19 protein-coding genes are annotated in these 17,346 nt (G+C 66.9%); 11 read left to right on the top strand and 8 right to left on the bottom strand.

Annotated elements, in window-relative coordinates; translation table 11 throughout:
* Window positions 1-306: 306 nt before the first annotated feature.
* A complete protein-coding gene (locus DFO58_RS05470) occupies window positions 307-1,773 on the bottom strand; it encodes a DUF2079 domain-containing protein (RefSeq protein WP_120989490.1) in 1,467 nt (488 codons plus the stop codon).
* Window positions 1,774-1,987: 214 nt separating this feature from the next.
* Between DFO58_RS05470 and DFO58_RS18150 the strand changes: the two genes are divergently transcribed.
* The 3 genes from DFO58_RS18150 to DFO58_RS05450 all read left to right on the top strand — a co-directional run bounded on the left by DFO58_RS18150 (window position 1,988) and on the right by DFO58_RS05450 (window position 5,233).
* The gene (locus DFO58_RS18150; protein ID WP_183043104.1) at window positions 1,988-3,088 is read left to right on the top strand and encodes a VanZ family protein; all 1,101 of its coding nucleotides are present in this window, start codon (window positions 1,988-1,990) and stop codon (window positions 3,086-3,088) included.
* A gap of 150 nt (window positions 3,089-3,238) precedes the next feature.
* Window positions 3,239-4,009 carry a DUF2637 domain-containing protein gene (locus DFO58_RS05455; protein ID WP_053798028.1) on the top strand — a complete coding sequence of 257 codons (771 nt, stop codon included), beginning with the start codon at window positions 3,239-3,241 and terminating at the stop codon, window positions 4,007-4,009.
* Between the two features lie 129 nt (window positions 4,010-4,138).
* Window positions 4,139-5,233 carry a RelA/SpoT domain-containing protein gene (locus DFO58_RS05450; protein WP_047119046.1) on the top strand — a complete coding sequence of 365 codons (1,095 nt, stop codon included), beginning with the start codon at window positions 4,139-4,141 and terminating at the stop codon, window positions 5,231-5,233.
* Here DFO58_RS05450 and DFO58_RS18390 read toward each other — a convergent pair.
* Window positions 5,209-5,376 carry a hypothetical protein gene (locus DFO58_RS18390; protein ID WP_161448287.1) on the bottom strand — a complete coding sequence of 56 codons (168 nt, stop codon included), beginning with the start codon at window positions 5,374-5,376 and terminating at the stop codon, window positions 5,209-5,211. The genes DFO58_RS05450 and DFO58_RS18390 overlap by 25 nt on opposite strands.
* 179 nt (window positions 5,377-5,555) lie before the next feature.
* Between DFO58_RS18390 and abc-f the strand changes: the two genes are divergently transcribed.
* Together abc-f and DFO58_RS18145 are read left to right on the top strand one after the other, a co-directional pair.
* The gene (gene abc-f / locus DFO58_RS05445; RefSeq protein WP_047119047.1) at window positions 5,556-7,157 is read left to right on the top strand and encodes a ribosomal protection-like ABC-F family protein; all 1,602 of its coding nucleotides are present in this window, start codon (window positions 5,556-5,558) and stop codon (window positions 7,155-7,157) included.
* Between the two features lie 12 nt (window positions 7,158-7,169).
* Window positions 7,170-7,601, top strand: coding sequence for a hypothetical protein (locus DFO58_RS18145; RefSeq protein WP_147407190.1), 432 nt, complete (start codon window positions 7,170-7,172; stop codon window positions 7,599-7,601).
* A gap of 62 nt (window positions 7,602-7,663) precedes the next feature.
* On the opposite strand, the gene DFO58_RS05435 is transcribed toward DFO58_RS18145, so the two are convergent.
* From DFO58_RS05435 to DFO58_RS05425, 3 genes are read right to left on the bottom strand one after another with little or no spacing between them, the layout of a single operon-like run.
* Entirely contained in the window at window positions 7,664-8,563 is a 900-nt protein-coding gene (locus DFO58_RS05435) for an SURF1 family protein (RefSeq protein WP_120989484.1), read from the bottom strand.
* Window positions 8,564-8,809, bottom strand: coding sequence for a hypothetical protein (locus DFO58_RS05430; protein WP_047119050.1), 246 nt, complete (start codon window positions 8,807-8,809; stop codon window positions 8,564-8,566).
* Window positions 8,809-9,234, bottom strand: coding sequence for a DUF3099 domain-containing protein (locus DFO58_RS05425; RefSeq protein WP_047119051.1), 426 nt, complete (start codon window positions 9,232-9,234; stop codon window positions 8,809-8,811). Before DFO58_RS05425 ends, DFO58_RS05430 begins: the two co-directional genes overlap by 1 nt.
* A gap of 216 nt (window positions 9,235-9,450) precedes the next feature.
* Between DFO58_RS05425 and DFO58_RS05420 the strand changes: the two genes are divergently transcribed.
* Complete coding sequence (locus DFO58_RS05420; RefSeq protein ID WP_047119052.1) at window positions 9,451-10,173, top strand: beta-ketoacyl-ACP reductase; 723 nt, start codon at window positions 9,451-9,453, stop codon at window positions 10,171-10,173.
* Between the two features lie 38 nt (window positions 10,174-10,211).
* Window positions 10,212-10,967 (top strand): SDR family oxidoreductase, encoded by a 756-nt coding sequence (locus DFO58_RS05415; protein WP_047119053.1) that lies wholly within the window; start codon window positions 10,212-10,214, stop codon window positions 10,965-10,967.
* A gap of 70 nt (window positions 10,968-11,037) precedes the next feature.
* Here the strand turns inward: DFO58_RS05415 and DFO58_RS05410 are convergent, their stop codons facing one another.
* Window positions 11,038-11,493 (bottom strand): MarR family transcriptional regulator, encoded by a 456-nt coding sequence (locus DFO58_RS05410; RefSeq protein ID WP_120989482.1) that lies wholly within the window; start codon window positions 11,491-11,493, stop codon window positions 11,038-11,040.
* A gap of 83 nt (window positions 11,494-11,576) precedes the next feature.
* Between DFO58_RS05410 and DFO58_RS05405 the strand changes: the two genes are divergently transcribed.
* Both DFO58_RS05405 and DFO58_RS05400 read left to right on the top strand, forming a co-directional pair.
* Window positions 11,577-12,194, top strand: a complete 618-nt coding sequence (locus DFO58_RS05405; protein ID WP_183043103.1) for a maleylpyruvate isomerase family mycothiol-dependent enzyme — start codon at window positions 11,577-11,579, stop codon at window positions 12,192-12,194.
* A 16-nt stretch (window positions 12,195-12,210) separates the two neighbouring features.
* Window positions 12,211-12,621 carry a DUF1304 family protein gene (locus tag DFO58_RS05400; protein ID WP_120989478.1) on the top strand — a complete coding sequence of 137 codons (411 nt, stop codon included), beginning with the start codon at window positions 12,211-12,213 and terminating at the stop codon, window positions 12,619-12,621.
* Window positions 12,622-12,694: 73 nt separating this feature from the next.
* Here DFO58_RS05400 and DFO58_RS05395 read toward each other — a convergent pair whose 3' ends face one another.
* Entirely contained in the window at window positions 12,695-14,440 is a 1,746-nt protein-coding gene (locus tag DFO58_RS05395; protein WP_113606213.1) for a VanW family protein, read from the bottom strand.
* A gap of 162 nt (window positions 14,441-14,602) precedes the next feature.
* Window positions 14,603-15,523 (bottom strand): phosphoserine phosphatase SerB, encoded by a 921-nt coding sequence (gene serB, locus DFO58_RS05390; RefSeq protein ID WP_120989476.1) that lies wholly within the window; start codon window positions 15,521-15,523, stop codon window positions 14,603-14,605.
* 176 nt (window positions 15,524-15,699) lie between these two features.
* Here serB and DFO58_RS05385 point away from each other — a divergent pair, with 176 nt between their 5' ends.
* Together DFO58_RS05385 and DFO58_RS05380 are read left to right on the top strand one after the other, a co-directional pair.
* Window positions 15,700-16,485, top strand: coding sequence for an ABC transporter ATP-binding protein (locus DFO58_RS05385; protein ID WP_120989474.1), 786 nt, complete (start codon window positions 15,700-15,702; stop codon window positions 16,483-16,485).
* Window positions 16,486-16,516: 31 nt separating this feature from the next.
* Window positions 16,517-17,323, top strand: a complete 807-nt coding sequence (locus DFO58_RS05380; protein ID WP_120989472.1) for a sulfite exporter TauE/SafE family protein — start codon at window positions 16,517-16,519, stop codon at window positions 17,321-17,323.
* Window positions 17,324-17,346 lie beyond the last annotated feature (23 nt).

Here is a 17,346-nt window from a genome sequence, read left to right as displayed (position 1 = left end):
GTAGTCGTAGCCGGCGGTCAGGGCGGTGAGTTCTTCGATGGCGGCGGCGCAGTCGGCGGTGCTGCCGCATTCGAGGGTGCGGGCGAGCCCGGTGGCCAGGGCGGTGAGCACCGCGGTGCATTCGGTGTGGACCGGTGGTACGGGCGGGCGGTGGCGTTGCTGCATTGCTTCGTACATGTGTTAATTGTACGGCGTTTGATCGAATAAAGATTCGAATATTGCCTGTGAATCTCGAGTCCAGATTGCGAGGCCCTGCGGCTGGAAGGCACTCGGGCCCGGCACCCTGAGGGTGCCGGGCCCGGGAATCTACCGCTGCAGGTAGGAGGAGCAGACCGGGTCGACCGGGATGCCCCGGTGGAGCACCAGGATGCCCTGGTCCTCCGGGGCCACCGGCTTGAACCCCAGGTCGGTGGCGCGTTTCAGCGCCTGGTCCGGGGTCAGCGGATCCCATCCGCCCAGCTCCTCGACGTTGAAGTCGATGATCATCCAGCTGGAGAGGTCGTCGCCGATATCCCCGTGCAGCCCGACATAGGTGCGGGTGGTGAGGTGGGGGACGACGCTGTCGGCGGCCTCGATGCACACGCCGTCCGGGATCATCGCGACGGCCTTTTCCTTGGCGGCGATCAGTTCGGCCGGCGGCCAGCCCTGGCCGGTGACGGTTTTGCCCAGCGGGAAGACCATCGGGAAGAACAGGGTGGCGATGACCGAGATCGACAGCAGCCAGGCCGGGCCGATGAGGCGTGCGCGGCGCCAGTTGAAGCGCACGGCGAGCTTGCCCAGCACATGGACCGCGGACATGATCAGGATCGGGGCCATGATCGAGTCGTACTGGTAGACCGGGGCCCAGGTGTTCAGCCGGTCGTTGAACAGGCGAGAGAGGAACAGCGGGGCGCCGAGGATCACGTACGGCGAGGCGAAGGGCAGCAGCGCCAGCGGCACGAAGGTCAGCAGCCACAAAGCCCACTTGAGCTGGTGGTCGAACAGGATCGCGATCGACTGCAGCGGGTGGGTGACCAGGAAGAGCACTGCCGCGCCTGCGGTGGCGCCCAGGGCGGTGTACTGCCAGTAGGAGAATTCGCCCTCGGGGGAGAACAGCGGGATGAGGTAGCCGGTGACCGCCAGGTACCCGAGCAGGCCGAGCGCCGCAGTGAGCGCGGCCTTGAGCCACTGGCGGTGGAAGAGCAGCACGATTCCCACGGCCACCATGGTGATGCCCATGTCCTCGCGCACCAGCAGCAGGCTGGCGGAGAGCCCCGTAACCAGCCAGTAGCGGCCCTTGTCGAAGGCCCAGATGATCCACGCCATGATCGGCACGCCGAAGGCGATCTCGTGGAAGTCCCAGTTCACGATGGCCTGGAACGGCCACCACAGCAGCAGCGCGGCGCTGGTCAGCAGGGCGCCGAGGTGCCCGAAGCGCGGTCGGGTGAACAGGTACACCGGGATCGCGGTGGAAACCAGCAGCAGCGCCAGCACGATGCCCAGCATCCGCGGGTCGTTCCAGATCCAGTAGAAGGGCGCGAGCACCGCGAGGATGGGGTGGAAGTGGTCGCCCAGCAGGTTGAAGTCGACCCCCTTGACCGGCACGATCGGCGCCTTGAACATCGCGTACTGGCGCACCGCCTGGTCGAAGATGCCCAGGTCGTACCCGCGCGACTCGAAGCGCGCGAAACGCAGGGAGGAGTGGACGACGTACAGGATTCCTGCCGCGAGCATGACCAGGCCGAGCTGCAGCTTGTGGGCGCCGGTCATGGGCGCGGGGGACGGGGTAGACATGGACTACAGCTTATCGACTCGCCGCGGCAATGGGTGCATCGCCGGCCCGCCGCAGCCGGTGGCGCGGGCGGAGATTGCTCACGTTGCACCTGCCGGGGCGGGCAGAGTCCCCAGTCAATCCGCCGAAGCCATGGCGGAAATTCCCAGCGACCTTCCAGTGCCGGGGCGGCGCCCGGGGTGCGGCAGGAGGCCCGGGGTGCGGTTAGATGGAGATATGAACAGCATGATCTGGCCCGGAGCGGTTGCCATCCTCGGCAGCGTCCTCTTCCTGGGCGTCGCCGGCATCTTCCTGCTCGCCCTGCAGTACCGCCGCCACGGGCGCCTGTCCTGGCGCCGCACCATCACCACGGCGGCGGCAGCGCTCTACGGATTCGGCCTGTTCAGCTACACCATGCTGCCGCTGCCGGCCACGCGCGACGCGTTCTGCAGGCCCGGCGTCGCGGTCCCGCAGCTGACCCCGGGGCACTTCCTGAACGACTTCGCCGACGTCTACGCCCAGGTGGGCCTGCGCGGCCTGGCCACCAGCTTCACCCTGTGGCAGGTATTGTTCAACATCATCTTGTTCATGCCGCTGGGCATCCTGGCCGTGCGCTGGCTGCGCGGCAACATGTTCACCGGCATGGTGCTGGGCCTGGTCGCCAGCCTGGCCATCGAGCTGACCCAGTACACCGGCGTCTGGGGGCTGTACACCTGCGCCTACCGCGTGGCCGACGTCGACGACCTGATCATGAACACCTTCGGCGCGCTGCTCGGCGCGATCATCGCCTACCTGCCGGTCTTCGCCTTCCTGTCCTCCCCGCGCGAACCGCGGGCCGAGGATGCCCCGCCGCGCCCGGTCACCCGGACGCGGCGCGCGCTGGCCGACTTCTTCGATTCCTCCTTCACCGGCGCCGCGGTCTTCGTGATCGCCGCAGGCCTGAACCTGGTGGAGAAGCTCGGCGGCCCTGAGGTGGACCCGGGCCTGGTGAACATCTGGGTGCCGGCAGTTGTGGTGCTGTTCGTGTTCCTGCTGCCGAGCCTGGCCCCGGGGCGCGCGACGCTGGGCCAGCGCTGCGCCTGGATCCGCATCACCGGCGGCGACGGACGCGGCGCCGCGGCCTGGCGGGCCGGGCTGCGCACGATCCTGGGCTTCGGCGGCATCACCTTCGTCTTCCAGATCTCCACCAGCATCAACGACAATCCGGACCTGCTCTGGCTGAGCTCGGCGGTCATGCTCTACGCGGTGCTCAGCGCCCTGTGCTTCTGGCTGATCCCGCGCGCGCGGGCGCTGGCCGGGGTGCTCACGGGCACCGGATTCGCCGATCGCCGGGCCTGATCTGCGAAAGTGTGTGGACGAACACTGCGCACCCGGCGGGGTTAAACGCTAAAATGGATCCGGTGCCCGGTGTGCAAGCCATGCCGGCCGGCCCGACTCGCGTCAACTGAACGTCCCCGATAATGCGAAAGTACAGGTTCCAAGCGAAGCATGGAAGACAAGAAACCAGAAGTTCCGAACGAACCGCATAAGGCAGTGCTCGGAACCGCAGTCGGCGCCACCGTCCTGATCGCGATCGGCGCATTCGTGCTGTCCTTCGCGGCCCTGACCGATTTGGCCGAGCGCTCCGGCATCCAGTCGAATCTGGCCTGGATCTGGCCGATCATCATCGACGGCATGATCGTCGCCGCCACCGTGGCCATCGTGGCCCTGAACGGGTTCAACCGCCGCGCCATGATCTACCCCTGGTCCCTGCTGTTCTTCGGCGCGATCGTCTCGACCGCCGCGAACTCCACCCACGCCATCCTGACCGTCGACTCGATCGTGGACGGCGTGCCACCGCTGGTTTCCGCGCTGGTCGCAGCCATGCCGCCGATCGTGCTGCTGGCCATCACCCACCTGACCGTGCACATGTACCAGAAGAAGTCCGAGGCCGCGAAGCTGCGCGCCGAGCTGGAGTACGACGAGGAAAAGGAAAACGCCGAGAAGTACGGCGTGGCCTATGACGACGGCTACAACGCCGCGCTGACCGACGCGAAGACCGCCGAGGACGAGCGCTTCGCCCAGCTGGAGCAGGACCACCAGGACGACCTGGCCCGCGCCCGCGCCGAGGCGATCGCCGCGGCCCGCAACGACGCCAAGGTCACCCCGATCAAGCCCGCCGCGCCGGCCAACCAGACCGCCAAGTCCGCTCCGGCGGCCAACAGCGACGCCAAGGCCCCGTTGTACGAGGACATGGCCAAGCGCCTGACCCGTCCGTAACCAGGCATTCCCGCCACCTGCGGGAATCACCACCTCAAGTCATTCCCGAAGGGGCGCGGCCCGCGGGCTGCGCCCCTTCGGCTCTCCCCGTATAGGCCGCAGCGCCAGGTGTTCCAGGAGGCATCAGTGATGGATCCACAGCAGGAGACGACCGGCGACGGGTTCTCCGCGCAGATCGCCGCCGCGGTCGCGCAGTACGGCACCGTCAGCGGCGAGCTGCACTCGGTGCTCAACGCCATGAAGGCGAAGATCCGCCGATTGTTCGCGGGCAGCGAGGTGAAGCCGCTGTTCATCACCGGCCGGGTGAAGTCCACCGAGTCATTCCAGGCCAAGGCCTCGCGCCGGCTGCAGGAGAACGCCGACAGCGACCCGGTGCTCGAATTCCCCAACCCGCTGCGCGAGGTGCACGACATGGTCGGCATCCGCATCATCGTGATGCTGCCGCACGAGATCCAGCAGGTCGCCAGCCTGATCAAGTCGCACCGCGAGGCCTTCGACTGCCGCAGCGACCGCGAGAAGGACATCGGCTCGGTGGAATCAGGGACCTACGGCTACTCCTCCCGCCACCTGCTGCTCAAGACCCGCAACGAGCCCACCGTCCGCCGTTTCCAGGAGGCGCTGGGCAAAACCGTGGTGCCCAGCGGCAACTTCATCTTCGAGGTGCAGATCCGCACCATCCTGCAGCACGCCTGGAGCGAGATGGAGCACGACATCCGCTTCAAGCACCCCGGCGAGGCGGCCTGGAACCCGCAGATCGACCGCCACTTCACCGCCACCGCGGCGATGCTGGAAACCGTGGAGAACTACTTCACCGACATCGACGAGCTCTACCACCGGCTCAACGGCTACCACGACAAGAACGGGCTGGGCGCCGCGAAGCTGACCGGCGAGAAGATCGGCGAGATCTGGCAGACCCTGCTGCCGCACGTGGACCGCAAGCGCGACGACGACTGGTCCTGGGCCGCGGAGCTGCTCGGCGCCCACGGCATCGACGCGACCTGGCAGTTGGTCGGGCTGCTGGATGCGGAGGTGGTGCGCGAGGTGCGTGCCGCGCTGGACCACCGCTATTCGCCGGGTCCGGATCGGCTGCTGGACGACGTGCTGCTCTGGCGCTTCGGCAAGGCACACATCGAGAAGACCAGCGGATCAGACCTGCGCCGCGAGGCGTCGCTGAGCCGCCGGCTGATCCAGATGAACGACTACCGCTCGTCGCTGAACGGCTGAGGCCCGGGCTCGGGGCCGGCCGGGTTCCAGGCGTAGAGGACACCTGCCACCGGCAGGAACGCCAGCGCCGGCACCCACGCGAATACCGCCAGCGCGATCAGCGCGGCCGCCAGGACCACCAGTGCCGCCAGGTTCGTGCTCATGGTGCGCCTTCCTCTCAAGGTGGTGCAGATCATACCCCATGCGGCGGCCAAACGCCGGGGTGCGGCTGTCGAATCAAACACAGTTCGCCCCACCAGGGCCGTTGCACGGCTAAACTAGTTAAGTTGCCCTGTTGACGGGGCGCCAAAGTTTTTGCCGGACCCGCTGAAAGGCCCACCCTATGATTTCCGTAGCCAACCTCGAGCTACGCGTCGGCGCCCGCCTGCTGATGGACGAAGTGAACTTCCGCATCGACAAGGGCGACAAGATCGGGCTGGTGGGCCGCAACGGCGCCGGAAAGACCACGATGACCAAGGTGCTGGCCGGCGAATCGCAGCCCACCATCGGCGAAGTCACCCACAAGGGCTCCATCGGCTACCTGCCGCAGGACCCGAAGACCCCCGACATGGAGCAGCTGGCCCGCGACCGCATCCTCGGCGCCCGCGGCCTGGACATCGTGCTGAACAAGCTGGCCCGCACCCGCGAGGAAATGGCCAGCGAGGACGCCGCCGTCTCCGCCAAGGCGATGCGCCGCTACGACCGCTTGGAGGCCGAGTTCATCGCCGCCGGCGGCTACGCCGCGGAATCCGAGGCCGCGGCGATCTGCGCCAACCTGGATCTGCCCGAGCGCATCCTGAACCAGCCGCTGCGCACCCTCTCCGGTGGCCAGCGCCGCCGCGTGGAGCTGGCCCGCATCCTCTACTCGGATGCCGAAACCCTGCTGCTCGACGAGCCCACCAACCACCTGGACGTTGACTCCATCGTGTGGCTGCGCGACTTCATCAAGAACTACGCCGGCGGCGTGCTGATGATCAGCCACGACACCGGGCTGCTGGACGAGACCGTGAACAAGGTGCTCTACCTGGATGCCAACCGAGCCACCGTGGACGTCTACAACATGAATTGGAAGCGCTACCAGGTGCAGCGCGAGACCGACGAGCGCGCCCGCAAGCGCGAGCGCGGCAACATCGAGAAGAAGGCCTCGGTGCTGCTGGCCCAGGCCAACAAGATGAAGGCCCGCGCCTCGGGCGCTTCGGCGGCGCAGTCCATGCTCAAGCGCGTGGACCGCATGCTCGCCGGCCTGGAAGAGGTCCGCGCCCACGACAAGGTTGCCGCCCTGCGCTTCCCGGATCCGGCCCCCTGCGGCAAGACCCCGCTCATGGCCGAGGGCCTGTCCAAGGCCTACGGCTCGCTGGAGATCTTCACCGACGTCTCGCTGGCCATCGACCGCGGCTCCAAGGTCGTCATCCTGGGCCTGAACGGCGCCGGCAAGACCACGCTGCTGCGGATGCTGGCCGGCGTGTCCGAACCCGACTCCGGAAGCATCGTGCCAGGCCACGGCCTGAAGATCGGCTACTTCGCGCAGGAGCACGACACCCTGGACCCGGAGGCGACGGTGCTGGAGAACATGCGCCGCAACGCCCCGGAGCACCTGGGCGACGCCGACGTGCGCTCGATCCTGGGCTCCTTCATGTTCGTGGGCGACGACGTGTCCAAGCCTGCCGGGGTGCTCTCCGGCGGCGAGAAGACCCGCCTGGCCCTGGCCACCATCGTGGCCTCCAGCGCGAACGTGCTGCTGCTCGACGAGCCGACCAACAACCTCGACCCGGCCTCCCGCGCCGAGGTGCTCGGCGCGCTGTCCACCTTCCCGGGCGCCGTGGTCATGGTCAGCCACGACGAGGGCGCCGTGATGGCGCTGAAGCCCGAGCGCGTGGTCATCCTGCCGGACGGCGACGAGGACCTGTTCAGCGAGGACTATCTGGAACTGGTCACCCTGACCTAGTAGCATGGCCGCATGACGGCCTCTCGCAGCGCAAGCGGCGCCGCCGGGATCCTCTTGGCGGCGCTGTTGTCTTCCGGGTGCTCCGCGGCGGAGGTTCCGGCCGAGGAACCCAACGCGAACTGGTCGCTGCTGGGGGGAAAGTCCCCGACGCCTCAGGACACCACCTTGGAGCTGGGTGTCGTGCGCGCGGCCTGCGCCGGAGGCGAAACCGGCGACGTGGCGTCCACGGACATCGAATTCGGCACCGAGCAGGTGGTGGTCACCGTCTACGTCCAGCCGCTGCCCGAGGGCGCCTACGACTGCCCGATGAACGACACCGTGCCCTATATCCTGGACCTGGGCCAGCCGCTGGGGGAGCGCGCGCTGGTGGACGGGGCCTGCCGGGATGCGGCGCTGTCCGGCACCCCCGCCTGCAGCCAGGACGGGCTGCGCTGGAAACCGTAGGCCGATACCTTATTAACGCCGAAACCGGCGGGAAGAAGCTTCTTCCCGCCGGTTTCGCGCGTTCAGCGTGCGTCGGTGGCATCCTGCTGGTCGAGCAGCGCGTCCTCGATGGCCTCGTCGGTCAGCGAGCCGTCGCGGCGATGGACCTTGGGGCCCTTGGCCCGGACCTTGCGCACCGTATGCACCGGCTCGTCGTAGCCCAGCGCCTGGGCCTCGGCCAGCTCGGCGGCTTCCTCCGCGTTGATCTTCTTCTGGGTGCGCGCCGCGTACCAGAAGCCGACGAACGCCAGTACACCGAAGATGTACCACTGGATCTCGTAGGACAGGTGCGGGCCCTCGTCCATGTCCGGCGGGTCCAGCTGCTGCGGGGCGCTGGCCGGGGCCGGGCTTTCCTCGTACATGATGCCGTAGGAGCCCTGCGCCAGCGGGTAGCCCAGGGCCGCCGAGTAGTCCTCCAGCTGGATGGTGGCCAGCTGGCCCTCCGGGGCGCCGCGGTCGAGCCGGATCTCGCCGGGCTTCAGCCGCGCCTTCACGGTGACTTCGCCGGCCGGTGGGGCCGGGATTGCGTCCGGGTGGCCGTTTTCCTGGTTGCCGATGGGCAGGAAGCCGCGGTCGATCACCACGACCTCGCCGGAGGTGGTCTTGAAGGGCACCAGCACCTCGTAGCCCGGGGCGCCGGCCTTGATGCGGTTGCGCACGATCCGGGTGTCCTCGGCCAAGTAGCTGCCGGTCAGCTCGACGGTGCTCCAGATCTTGTCCTCGGGCAGCGCCTCGAAGTAGTCCAGGGCGGCCTGGCCGGTCAGCGGTTCGGCGAAGTAGTTCTTGTTCACCCGCTCGATGCCGGTGAGCACCTCCTGGCGCCGGTCGGCCTGCCAGTTGCCCAGGGACACGCAGGCCACGGCGAAGACGGCGACCAGCAGCAGCCAGCCGATCCAGCGTGAGCTGGCCAGAAAACGATACATCTAGTGCTGTGCTCCTTCGGCGTCGTGCAGCGGCAGGGTTTCCTTGTACAGCAGCCGGTCCTTGAGGTAGGACTCCAGCCACTGGCGGTGCTCCGCGCAGGCCAGCCAGGTCTTGCGGCGTTCGGGGGTATGGATCTTCGGGTTGTTCCACAGCAGGCGGTACTCGGCGTCCTGGCGGCAGCCCTTGCGGGAGCACTTCACCGGAGCCTGGGCCTGCTGGCCCGACAGCGATCCGAGCAGGTCCATCAGTTCTCCTTGCCGTTCGCGGTATCGTCCCCCGGATCCCGTGGCGGCTGCTCATCCTCGACCAGCGTGCCGTCGATGATCTCGGCGCCTTCCGGAGCCGGGGCGACGTTTGCGTGCCCGCCCTCCAGGGCCTCGGGACCGGTGGGCTCGTAGAACTCGGCCGGCGGCTGGCGGCGGGTAATATCCGCGCCGCCGTTGGCGATCACCACTGCCACGTAGGGCAGGAAGATCGCGCCGATCAGGAAGAACCAGCGCAGCCAATCCGTGGTGAAGAACGCCAGGACGAAGCAGACCACGCGCACCGTCATCGTGATCGTGTATTTGCGCACACGGGTATCCTGCTCGACGGTGTGGGATTCGCGGGCTTCGGTAATGCGATGCACGTGGGGCTCGTCCGAGCCGTGGTGCGCGTGCTGGTGCGACATTGAGTGGAACTTCACTTCATCGGGGCTGGGGTCGTTCCATTGTCTCACTCACGGCTGCGAGAATCGAATTTCTACCGTACGTCGAAGCGGTAAAACCAGCTGGTAACTAATAGGATTGAATTCAGAAGCAGCTACTTACCTAGGCACAGCGCACACCACGGGTCCGTCCGGCGGCAGCCGGAACGGCATTTCGGCGTGCGTGAACGGAGATATACATTGACTACTGAACCAGAAACTGGCCGCAGCGTCCTGGTGACCGGCGGAAACCGTGGAATCGGCTTGGCCATCGCCCGCGCCTTCGAAGCCAACGGCGACAAGGTCGCCATCACCTACCGCAGCGGCGAGGTCCCTGCCGGGCTGCTGGGTGTGAAGGCCGACGTGACCGACGCCGAGTCCATCGACGCCGCGTTCAAGGAAGTTGAAGCGGCCCACGGCCCAGTTGAGGTTCTCGTCGCCAACGCGGGCGTCACCAAGGACACCCTGCTGCTGCGCATGAGCGAAGACGACTTCACCTCGGTGATCGACACCAACCTGACCGGCGCCTTCCGCGTGGTCAAGCGCGCCGCCAAGGGCATGATCCGGCTCAAGCGCGGCCGCGTCGTGCTGATCTCCTCCGTGGTGGGCCTGTACGGCTCCCCGGGCCAGATCAACTACGCGGCCTCCAAGTCCGGTCTGGTGGGCATCGCCCGCTCGCTGACCCGCGAGCTTGGTTCGCGCGGCATCACCGCCAACGTGGTCGCCCCGGGCTTCATCAACACCGAGATGACCTCGGTGCTGCCGGAGGAGACCCAGAAGGGCTACCTGGCCAGCATCCCGGCCAACCGCTTCGCAGAGCCGGAGGAAGTTGCCAACGTCGTGCGCTGGATCGCCAGCGACGAGGCCGGCTACATTTCCGGCGCGGTCATTCCGGTTGACGGCGGCCTGGGCATGGGCCACTAGCCCGTAGCCCCCGAATTTTTCCCCATTTTAAGGAGTATGTGAAGTTGAGCGAATACAAGGGTGCAATCGTCACCGGTTCTTCCCGCGGCATCGGCGCTGTCACCGCGCAGCTGCTGGCCGAGCAGGGTGTCGGCGTGGTGGTCAACTACCGCGCCAAGGCTCCGCGCGCGAACAAGATCGTCGCCGCCATTGAGGAGAAGGGCGGCCAGGCCGTCGCCGTCGGTGCTGACCTGACCACCGTCGAGGGCCGGCAGGCGCTGGTTGACGCGGCGGTGGAGAACTTCGGCTCGCTGGATGTCTTGGTGCTCAACGCCTCCGGCGGCATGGAGACCTCGATGGGCGAGAACTACGCGCTGCGCCTGAACCGAGACGCGCAGGTCGAAATGCTGCAGGCCGCGCTGCCCAAGCTCAGCGAGGGCGGCCGCGTGGTCTTCGTGACCAGCCACCAGGCGCACTTCATCAACGAGGTCTCCACCATGGACGCCTACGACGCCGTGGCCAAGTCCAAGCGCGCCGGCGAGGACGCGCTGCGCGAGCTGATCCCGCTGCTGTCCCAAAAGGGCATCACCTTCGTGGTCGTCTCCGGCGACATGATCGAGGGCACCATTACCGCGACCCTGCTCAACCGCATGGAGCCGGGAGCCATCGAGGCCCGCCGCGAGCAGGCCGGCAAGCTGTACTCCGTGGAGGAGTTCGGCGCAGAGGTCGCCAAGATGGTCTTCGCCGACGTCGAAACCGGCCACACCGAGCTGGTCGGCGGCGCCGAGGATTTCCTGAAGCAGTCCGGCAAGTAGCCCGAGATGCCCTTGGCCACGGGGCGTCCGACCGTCACGGCCGGACGCCCCGTGGCCATTTAATGCGGCTCTACTGCGGCCTGTTGGTCAGCCGTGCGAGAACCTGCAAGTCGCGCCGCAGACGGTCGTAACGGGCCGAACCCAGAGCCTGGCGCCATTCGCGGTCGATCCGCTGGATTTCCGCGGCCGCCACCTTGCCGGCCGCCAGGCCGCGCTCGTCGGCAATGACCAGGCTGGCCCGCGCGTCCACGGGATCGGGCACACGCCGCACATAGCCGTTGCGTTCCATGGAGCTGACCAGCACGCTGGCGGTCTGCTTTGTGATGTAGACGCGGCTGGCCAGCTCGGTGATGCGCGAGCCCTCGGCGGAGATCCGCTGGAACAGCCGTGCCTGGGGCAGGGTGATGTCGGTGTAGCCGGCGTCCTGCACCGCAGCGAACACCCTTTCCTCCAGTTCCCGGTAGGGAATGAAAAGCAGCAGTCCGACGTTGAATGGCCCCGGATCCGTGGATTTTTCCCCTTGCATGTGGTCAGTGTAACGAACTAATATTAGTCAGTAAAGCTGACCTTAAAGCTAGTGAAACGGGTGCCGCGATGCAACGGAATCGGATGTGGGAGCTGGTCGCCGAGCAACGCCTGCTGCTGGCTGGGCTGCTCGAAGGCCTGGACGAGGAGCAATGGAACGCCGATTCGCTGTGCCCCGGATGGCGGGTGCGCGACGTGGCGGCCCATGCGATCGCGCCGGCCACCACCGGCCTCGGCACGGTCCTGCGAGAGATGAGCCGGACCCGCGGCGATTTCAACAGCATGGTCTTTTTCGACGGTAGGCGCCGCGGCGACGCGCCGGTGGAGCAGATCGCGGCGGACTACCGGCGATTCGCCACGTCGCAGCGCCGTGCTCCCGGCGCGGTTGGCGCCACCCCGCTGATGGACATCATGGTCCATGCTAGGGATATTTCCATCGCGCTGGACGCGGACTACCCGTCCATGCCGGTGGCGGGCGCGCAGGCCGGCGCCGAATTGGTGTGGAGGCTGCCATTCCCCTTCTACGCGCGTCGCAAGCTGGCCGGATATCGGCTGCAGGCGAGCGACGCCTCGTGGTCGGCGGGGGAGGGAGCCTTGGTTGAGGGGCCGATGGAGGCCCTGCTGCTGCTCCTGACGGGCAGGCATGCCTGGCTGGGCCGGTTGGATGGCCCGGGCGCGGAGCGCTTGCGATTGGAGTCATGAGGCCAGGGAGACGGCCATGGAAACACTAAATGTTGCGGGGCAGCTTGCGGCCCTCGTCAGCGCGCTGATCCTGATCGTGGTCGCGCCGCTGGAAATGTTCTTCTACGGGCGGCCCAAGGTGGCCAAGTTCCTGAGCGTCGATCCGGAACATGCCGATTCGGTGAAGCTGTGGTCCTTCTGCATCGGGGCGCGCAACTTGCTCTCGGCCCTGGGAGCGATCGCAGGCCTGGCGATGATCCGCTGGGGCGACCCGCTGGTGGGCACCGTGGTGGTGCTGTGCTTCTGCTGGTACATGCTGTTGGCCAGCCTGGCCATGGCCGCCGCGGACGCGATGGGCTACTGGAAGCCGCGCGGCGGCAGCCTCAATGGCACCGTTTCATCCAGCGTGCTGCCGCTGGTAGTGGTCGTGTCGCCGCTGTTCGCCTGAGAACGCTCGACGCGCAGCAGGGGCCGCGATTCCCGCCGATGTGGCGGAAGTCGCGGCCCCTGCACGATGGTGCCTAGTCGCAGACGATCTTGTTCCATGGGCTGTAGGTCCAGGACTTGGTCTCCGCCGGCAGCTTCTTGGAACCGTCGACGGTTTCCCGGTAGCGGGTGATGTCGATGCTGAAACCCTTGCGTCCGCCCGATTCGGGGATGCACTTCTCGGCCTTGTTGTGCACGGTCTTCGGGTCGGTCTGGTTGTACTTGCCGGAGCTGTCCTGGGTGACCTTCCAGTACTTGGTGGACCACAGGCGGGTGTGCACCGCGTCCCCGGAAACCCAGGCTTCGATCATCACGCCGTAGGGAGTGTTGTTTTCCCAGATCATGTCGACCTGTCCCTCCCACAGGGTGGCTTCGCGGCCGGCCGGGTAGCGGTCGAACCAGCGCGAGTGCGGCTTGTGGGTGATGTCGTCGTAGCCGGCCAGGAAGCCGACGTTGTACATCTGGGTGGAGATCTGCGACAGGCCGCCGCCCACCGCTTCGGAACTGAAGCCGTTCTCCACCACGCCGGAGCTGTAGTAGCCGTTGGCGGTGGTGATCGGGCCCAGCGCCTGCAGCAGCGAGAAGCGTTCGCCCGGCTTCACGATGGTTCCGGTGATGCGCGCAGAACCCGCCTTCAGGTTCTTGGTGCGCACGGTGTCCGAGGCGGGATAGGGGGTGGAGAACTCGACGATCTCCTCCTTGATGCCCAGCTTTTCGGCGTCGGCGGTGGTGAAGTCCGCATCGCTTTCGGCCATCGCGACCTCGGCCTTTCGCGTTTCGGTCTGGCTCGCGGCCAGCACCTTTGCGCCCAGGTCCTTGGTTTCCAGCGAGATGCCCTTCACGGACTTCACGATGGTCGGCTTGCCGCCCTTGAGCACGATCTTCGCATCCTTGGCGGTGCTGGAGAGATCCGAGTTCTTGGTGGCCGCGAGGTAGAGCTTCTCGTCGTCCAGCGCCAGCTGCGGCTCGCCGTCCTTGGCCGAGTAGCTCGCGGCGGCGGCCATGGAGGCCGGGGAGATGGCGGTGCTCTTGTCCCCGGAAACCAGGGTGACGTCCTTCTTCAGCAGGGAGGCGACCTGCGTGTCGTAGAAGGCTTGCAGCTTCTGCGCGGAGACCTCCGGGCTGGTGACCTCGGCCGGCAGCTCCATGGCCGGACCGGCGATTTCCCAGTCGGTGGCGATCTTCTCGGCGGACTTCTCGACGTCCAGGGCGACCCCGTCCACGGGCTTGGACAGTGTTGCCTGGGCGTCCTTGAAGGTGATGGTGCCCTCGGTGACCTTGGCGTCGGCCTTGGCCGCCAGCTTCCCAAGCTGGGCCGTCAGCTTGTCCTGGTCCACGTCGATGACCGCCTCGGCGGAGAAGTCTCCGGTCAGCCGTTCATAGAGCTTCACGGGGTTGGCTTCGAAATCGGTCAGGTCCGCAATGGTCTGCTCGACATCCAGGCTCAATCCGGCCTTGGCGGGGTCGAGTTCGTAGCCCTTGCCGTTGACGGTGGTCTCGATCGGCTCCTGCGCCAGCGGCACCACCTGGTTCTCCAGGGCGGTACGCGCTTCGTCCTGGTTCAGCGAACCGATGTTGACGCCAGCGATCGTGGCGTTCGCCGGAACCTGGGAACTGATGAAGGCCGCCGCGCCGAAGTAGGCGGCGGTCGCCGCGACAACACACGAACCGGCAATGATCCACGGTTTGGCCGTGCTCTTCCGCTTGCCGTCCTTGGGGTTTCCGGCAGGCGTGGCCGGCTGGACGACGTTGGATGAATTCTCCGGTGTTGGGGTCTGCACTGGTCTATTGGCTCTTTCGAAAAGCGGTCAGATTACGGCACATACCCCGACAAGCTGCCTGGGTCAAGGGTTGCGTCACCTGAAATACTATCGGCTGGAACAACCAACAAGCCGATAACCAGCGTTTTCCGGGCTAATCGTTATCGACTTGTTGGATTTGGCCTAGTTCAGATCGTCCAGAACCAGGTCGGCGATGACGTCCAGGCGCGAGAAGTTGATCTGGGCCCCGGCCTTTTCCTTCAGGGCCGGCTTCGCGTTGAAAGCGACACCCAGGCCTGCGGCCGTCACCATGTCCAGGTCGTTGGCGCCGTCGCCGGCGGCGATCGTGGCGGCCATGTCGATGCCGTGCCCGGCCGCCCAGGAACGCAGCATCTCCTCCTTGGCGGCGCGGTCCACGATCTTTCCGTGCACGGTGCCGTCCAGCACCGCGCCCTCGATGCCCAGGGTGTTGGCCAGCGCGTGGTCCAACTGCAGTTCCTCGGCCAGCGGGTCCAGGATCTGCTGGAAGCCGCCGGAGACGACGCCGACCTTGTGCCCCGCGGCGTGGAAGCGCTTGACCAGTTCCCGGGCGCCGTCGGAGAAGATGATGCGTTCGCCCACCTCGCCGAGCACGGTGGCCGGCAGGTCCTTCAGCGTGGCCACGCGCTGGATCAGCGACTGCGCGAAGTCCAGCTCGCCGCGCATGGCGGCCTCGGTGACCGCGGCGACTTCCTTTTCGCGTCCTGCATGGGCGGCCAGCAGTTCGATGACTTCCTGCTTGATCAGGGTCGAATCGACATCCATGACCAGCAGCAGCTGCGTGGCCCCGGTCAGGGCCGCGTCGACGACGGCGAGGCACACGTCGGACTCGGCCACGGTTCCGGCGGCCACCTGAGCGGCAAGGTACTCTGCGGCTGCCTGCCGCGCCCCAGCGCTCCGGGACTCGTCCAGCGCCACCTTGGCGACCAGGCGCTCGGAACTGGTGCGGATCGAGACTTCAGCGCCGGCGGGGACCAGCCCGGCGGCGCGGGCGCCGTCCAGCAGCCTGTCGAAGACGTTGCGGGGCAGCAAGGGGCGGGAGACGAAAACAAGGGTAGAGGCCATGGTTCCATTTTCGTCGGCGTGCGCCGTGCGACCAAAAATGACGTCTCGAGCCCGGGCACCCTCTGGTGTAGCCAACGTCATAGTCGGGCATGGCCGCGGCCGGCCCCGGGCTCGCACGGCGTTAAAGACGAAGCTAATTAGTGATTCGCGGGGTCGGAAGTCTAGGCTTAAATACCATGAGCGAAGTGCTAAGTTTCAATGATGTCAGCGTGGTGCGCGGGCGTAAAGACCTGCTCAAGGACGTTTCCTGGCAGGTCAACGAGGGCGAGCGGTGGATCGTGCTCGGCCCGAACGGCGCCGGCAAGTCCACCCTGATGAACATTGCCTCCACCCGGATGCACCCCACCCGGGGCACCGCGGGCATCCTGGGCGAGACCCTGGGCCGGGTGGACGTCTTCGAGCTGCGGCCGCTGATCGGCCTGAGCTCGGCCCTGGTCGCCAACTCGATCCCCGGCAGGGAGACCGCGTTGAATGTGGTGCTGACCGCCGCCTACGGCATGACCGGGCGCTGGCGCGAGAAGTACGAGAAGCTCGACGAGCGCCGCGCCTTCGGCCTGCTGCACGACTGGGGCATGTCCACCTTCATGAACCAGTCCTTCTCCAAGCTCTCCGAGGGCGAACGCAAGCGCGTGCTGATCGCCCGCGCCCTGATGACCGACCCGGAGCTGCTGATCCTCGACGAGCCTGCCGCCGGCCTGGACCTTGCTGGGCGCGAGAACCTGGTCGCCAAGCTCGGCGAGCTTGCAGCCGACGAGTACGCCCCGGCCCTGGTGCTGGTGACCCACCACCTGGAAGAAATCCCCGAGGGGTTCACGCACATCCTGATGATGCGCGAAGGCCAGGTGGTCGCCGCCGGCGAGATCGAGGCAACGCTGACCGAGGAGAACCTCGAAGCCACCTATTCCATGCCGTTGGCCCTGCGCCGCGAGGGCGGCCGCTTCTCGGCGTTCGCGCGCCGCTAAGAGACACCGCACCTAAGGGGAGTACCGCACCATGATCGAATTCTGGCGTGAAGCCCTGGTCTTCTTCGGAGGGCTGTGGGCCGGAACCATCAATACCGTCGTGGGTTCGGGCACCCTGGTGACCTTCCCGATCCTCGTGGCGCTGGGCATCGCCCCGGTCAACGCGGTGGTCTCCAACGCCATGGGCCTGGTCGCCGGGGGATTCTCCGGCGCCTGGGGCTACCGTCGCGAGGCGGCCAGCGTCAAGGGCACGCTGCTGAAACTGGTTCCGGTCTCCCTGGTCGGCGGCCTGATCGGCTCGCTGCTGCTGCTGAACCTGCCCGAATCGGTGTTCGGCGTGGTCGCCCCGATCCTGCTGGTGTGCGCCCTGGTGCTGGTGATTTTCCAGCCGCGGCTGGCCGCCTGGGCCAAAACCCGGCAGGCCGCGCAGGGCGGCACCGACCCGGACGCGGCGGACAAGGCGAAGATCCCGCTGATCCTGTACATCCTGGTGTTCGTCATCGGCGTGTACGGCGGCTACTTCACCGCCGCGCAGGGTGTGCTGCTCATGGCGGTGTTCGGCGTCTTCCTGCAGGCCTCGCTGCAGCAGTCCAACGCGATCAAGGTGATCCTCTCGCTGATCGTGAACCTGGTCGCAGCGCTCATGTACCTGGTCATCGCGCCCGAGCGCATCCACTGGATCATCGTGCTGCTCATCGCCGTCGGCTCGCTGATCGGCGGGTTCATCGGCGCCAAGGTCGGACGCAAGCTCTCCCCGGGCTGGCTGCGCACCGTCATCGTCATCCTGGGCCTGGTGGCCCTGGCGAACATGGTCTACAAGCTGGTGGCCGGTGCCTGAGTTCCCCGCAGAAATCCTGAACC

It is taken from the genome of Arthrobacter sp. AG1021, assembly GCF_003633665.1.
GTDB lineage: Bacteria > Actinomycetota > Actinomycetes > Actinomycetales > Micrococcaceae > Glutamicibacter > Glutamicibacter soli.
This window is presented reverse-complemented; position numbering and strand designations above follow the sequence as displayed.

Coding starts and splice junctions, on each gene's coding strand:
- DFO58_RS05470 (WP_120989490.1), bottom strand. CDS start 1,773: ATGTCTACCCCGTCCCCCGCGCCCATGACCGGCGCCCACAAGCTGCAG.
- DFO58_RS18150 (WP_183043104.1), top strand. CDS start 1,988: ATGAACAGCATGATCTGGCCCGGAGCGGTTGCCATCCTCGGCAGCGTC.
- DFO58_RS05455 (WP_053798028.1), top strand. CDS start 3,239: ATGGAAGACAAGAAACCAGAAGTTCCGAACGAACCGCATAAGGCAGTG.
- DFO58_RS05450 (WP_047119046.1), top strand. CDS start 4,139: ATGGATCCACAGCAGGAGACGACCGGCGACGGGTTCTCCGCGCAGATC.
- DFO58_RS18390 (WP_161448287.1), bottom strand. CDS start 5,376: ATGAGCACGAACCTGGCGGCACTGGTGGTCCTGGCGGCCGCGCTGATC.
- abc-f (WP_047119047.1), top strand. CDS start 5,556: ATGATTTCCGTAGCCAACCTCGAGCTACGCGTCGGCGCCCGCCTGCTG.
- DFO58_RS18145 (WP_147407190.1), top strand. CDS start 7,170: ATGACGGCCTCTCGCAGCGCAAGCGGCGCCGCCGGGATCCTCTTGGCG.
- DFO58_RS05435 (WP_120989484.1), bottom strand. CDS start 8,563: ATGTATCGTTTTCTGGCCAGCTCACGCTGGATCGGCTGGCTGCTGCTG.
- DFO58_RS05430 (WP_047119050.1), bottom strand. CDS start 8,809: ATGGACCTGCTCGGATCGCTGTCGGGCCAGCAGGCCCAGGCTCCGGTG.
- DFO58_RS05425 (WP_047119051.1), bottom strand. CDS start 9,234: ATGTCGCACCAGCACGCGCACCACGGCTCGGACGAGCCCCACGTGCAT.
- DFO58_RS05410 (WP_120989482.1), bottom strand. CDS start 11,493: ATGCAAGGGGAAAAATCCACGGATCCGGGGCCATTCAACGTCGGACTG.
- DFO58_RS05405 (WP_183043103.1), top strand. CDS start 11,577: ATGTGGGAGCTGGTCGCCGAGCAACGCCTGCTGCTGGCTGGGCTGCTC.
- DFO58_RS05400 (WP_120989478.1), top strand. CDS start 12,211: ATGGAAACACTAAATGTTGCGGGGCAGCTTGCGGCCCTCGTCAGCGCG.
- serB (WP_120989476.1), bottom strand. CDS start 15,523: ATGGCCTCTACCCTTGTTTTCGTCTCCCGCCCCTTGCTGCCCCGCAAC.
- DFO58_RS05385 (WP_120989474.1), top strand. CDS start 15,700: ATGAGCGAAGTGCTAAGTTTCAATGATGTCAGCGTGGTGCGCGGGCGT.
- DFO58_RS05380 (WP_120989472.1), top strand. CDS start 16,517: ATGATCGAATTCTGGCGTGAAGCCCTGGTCTTCTTCGGAGGGCTGTGG.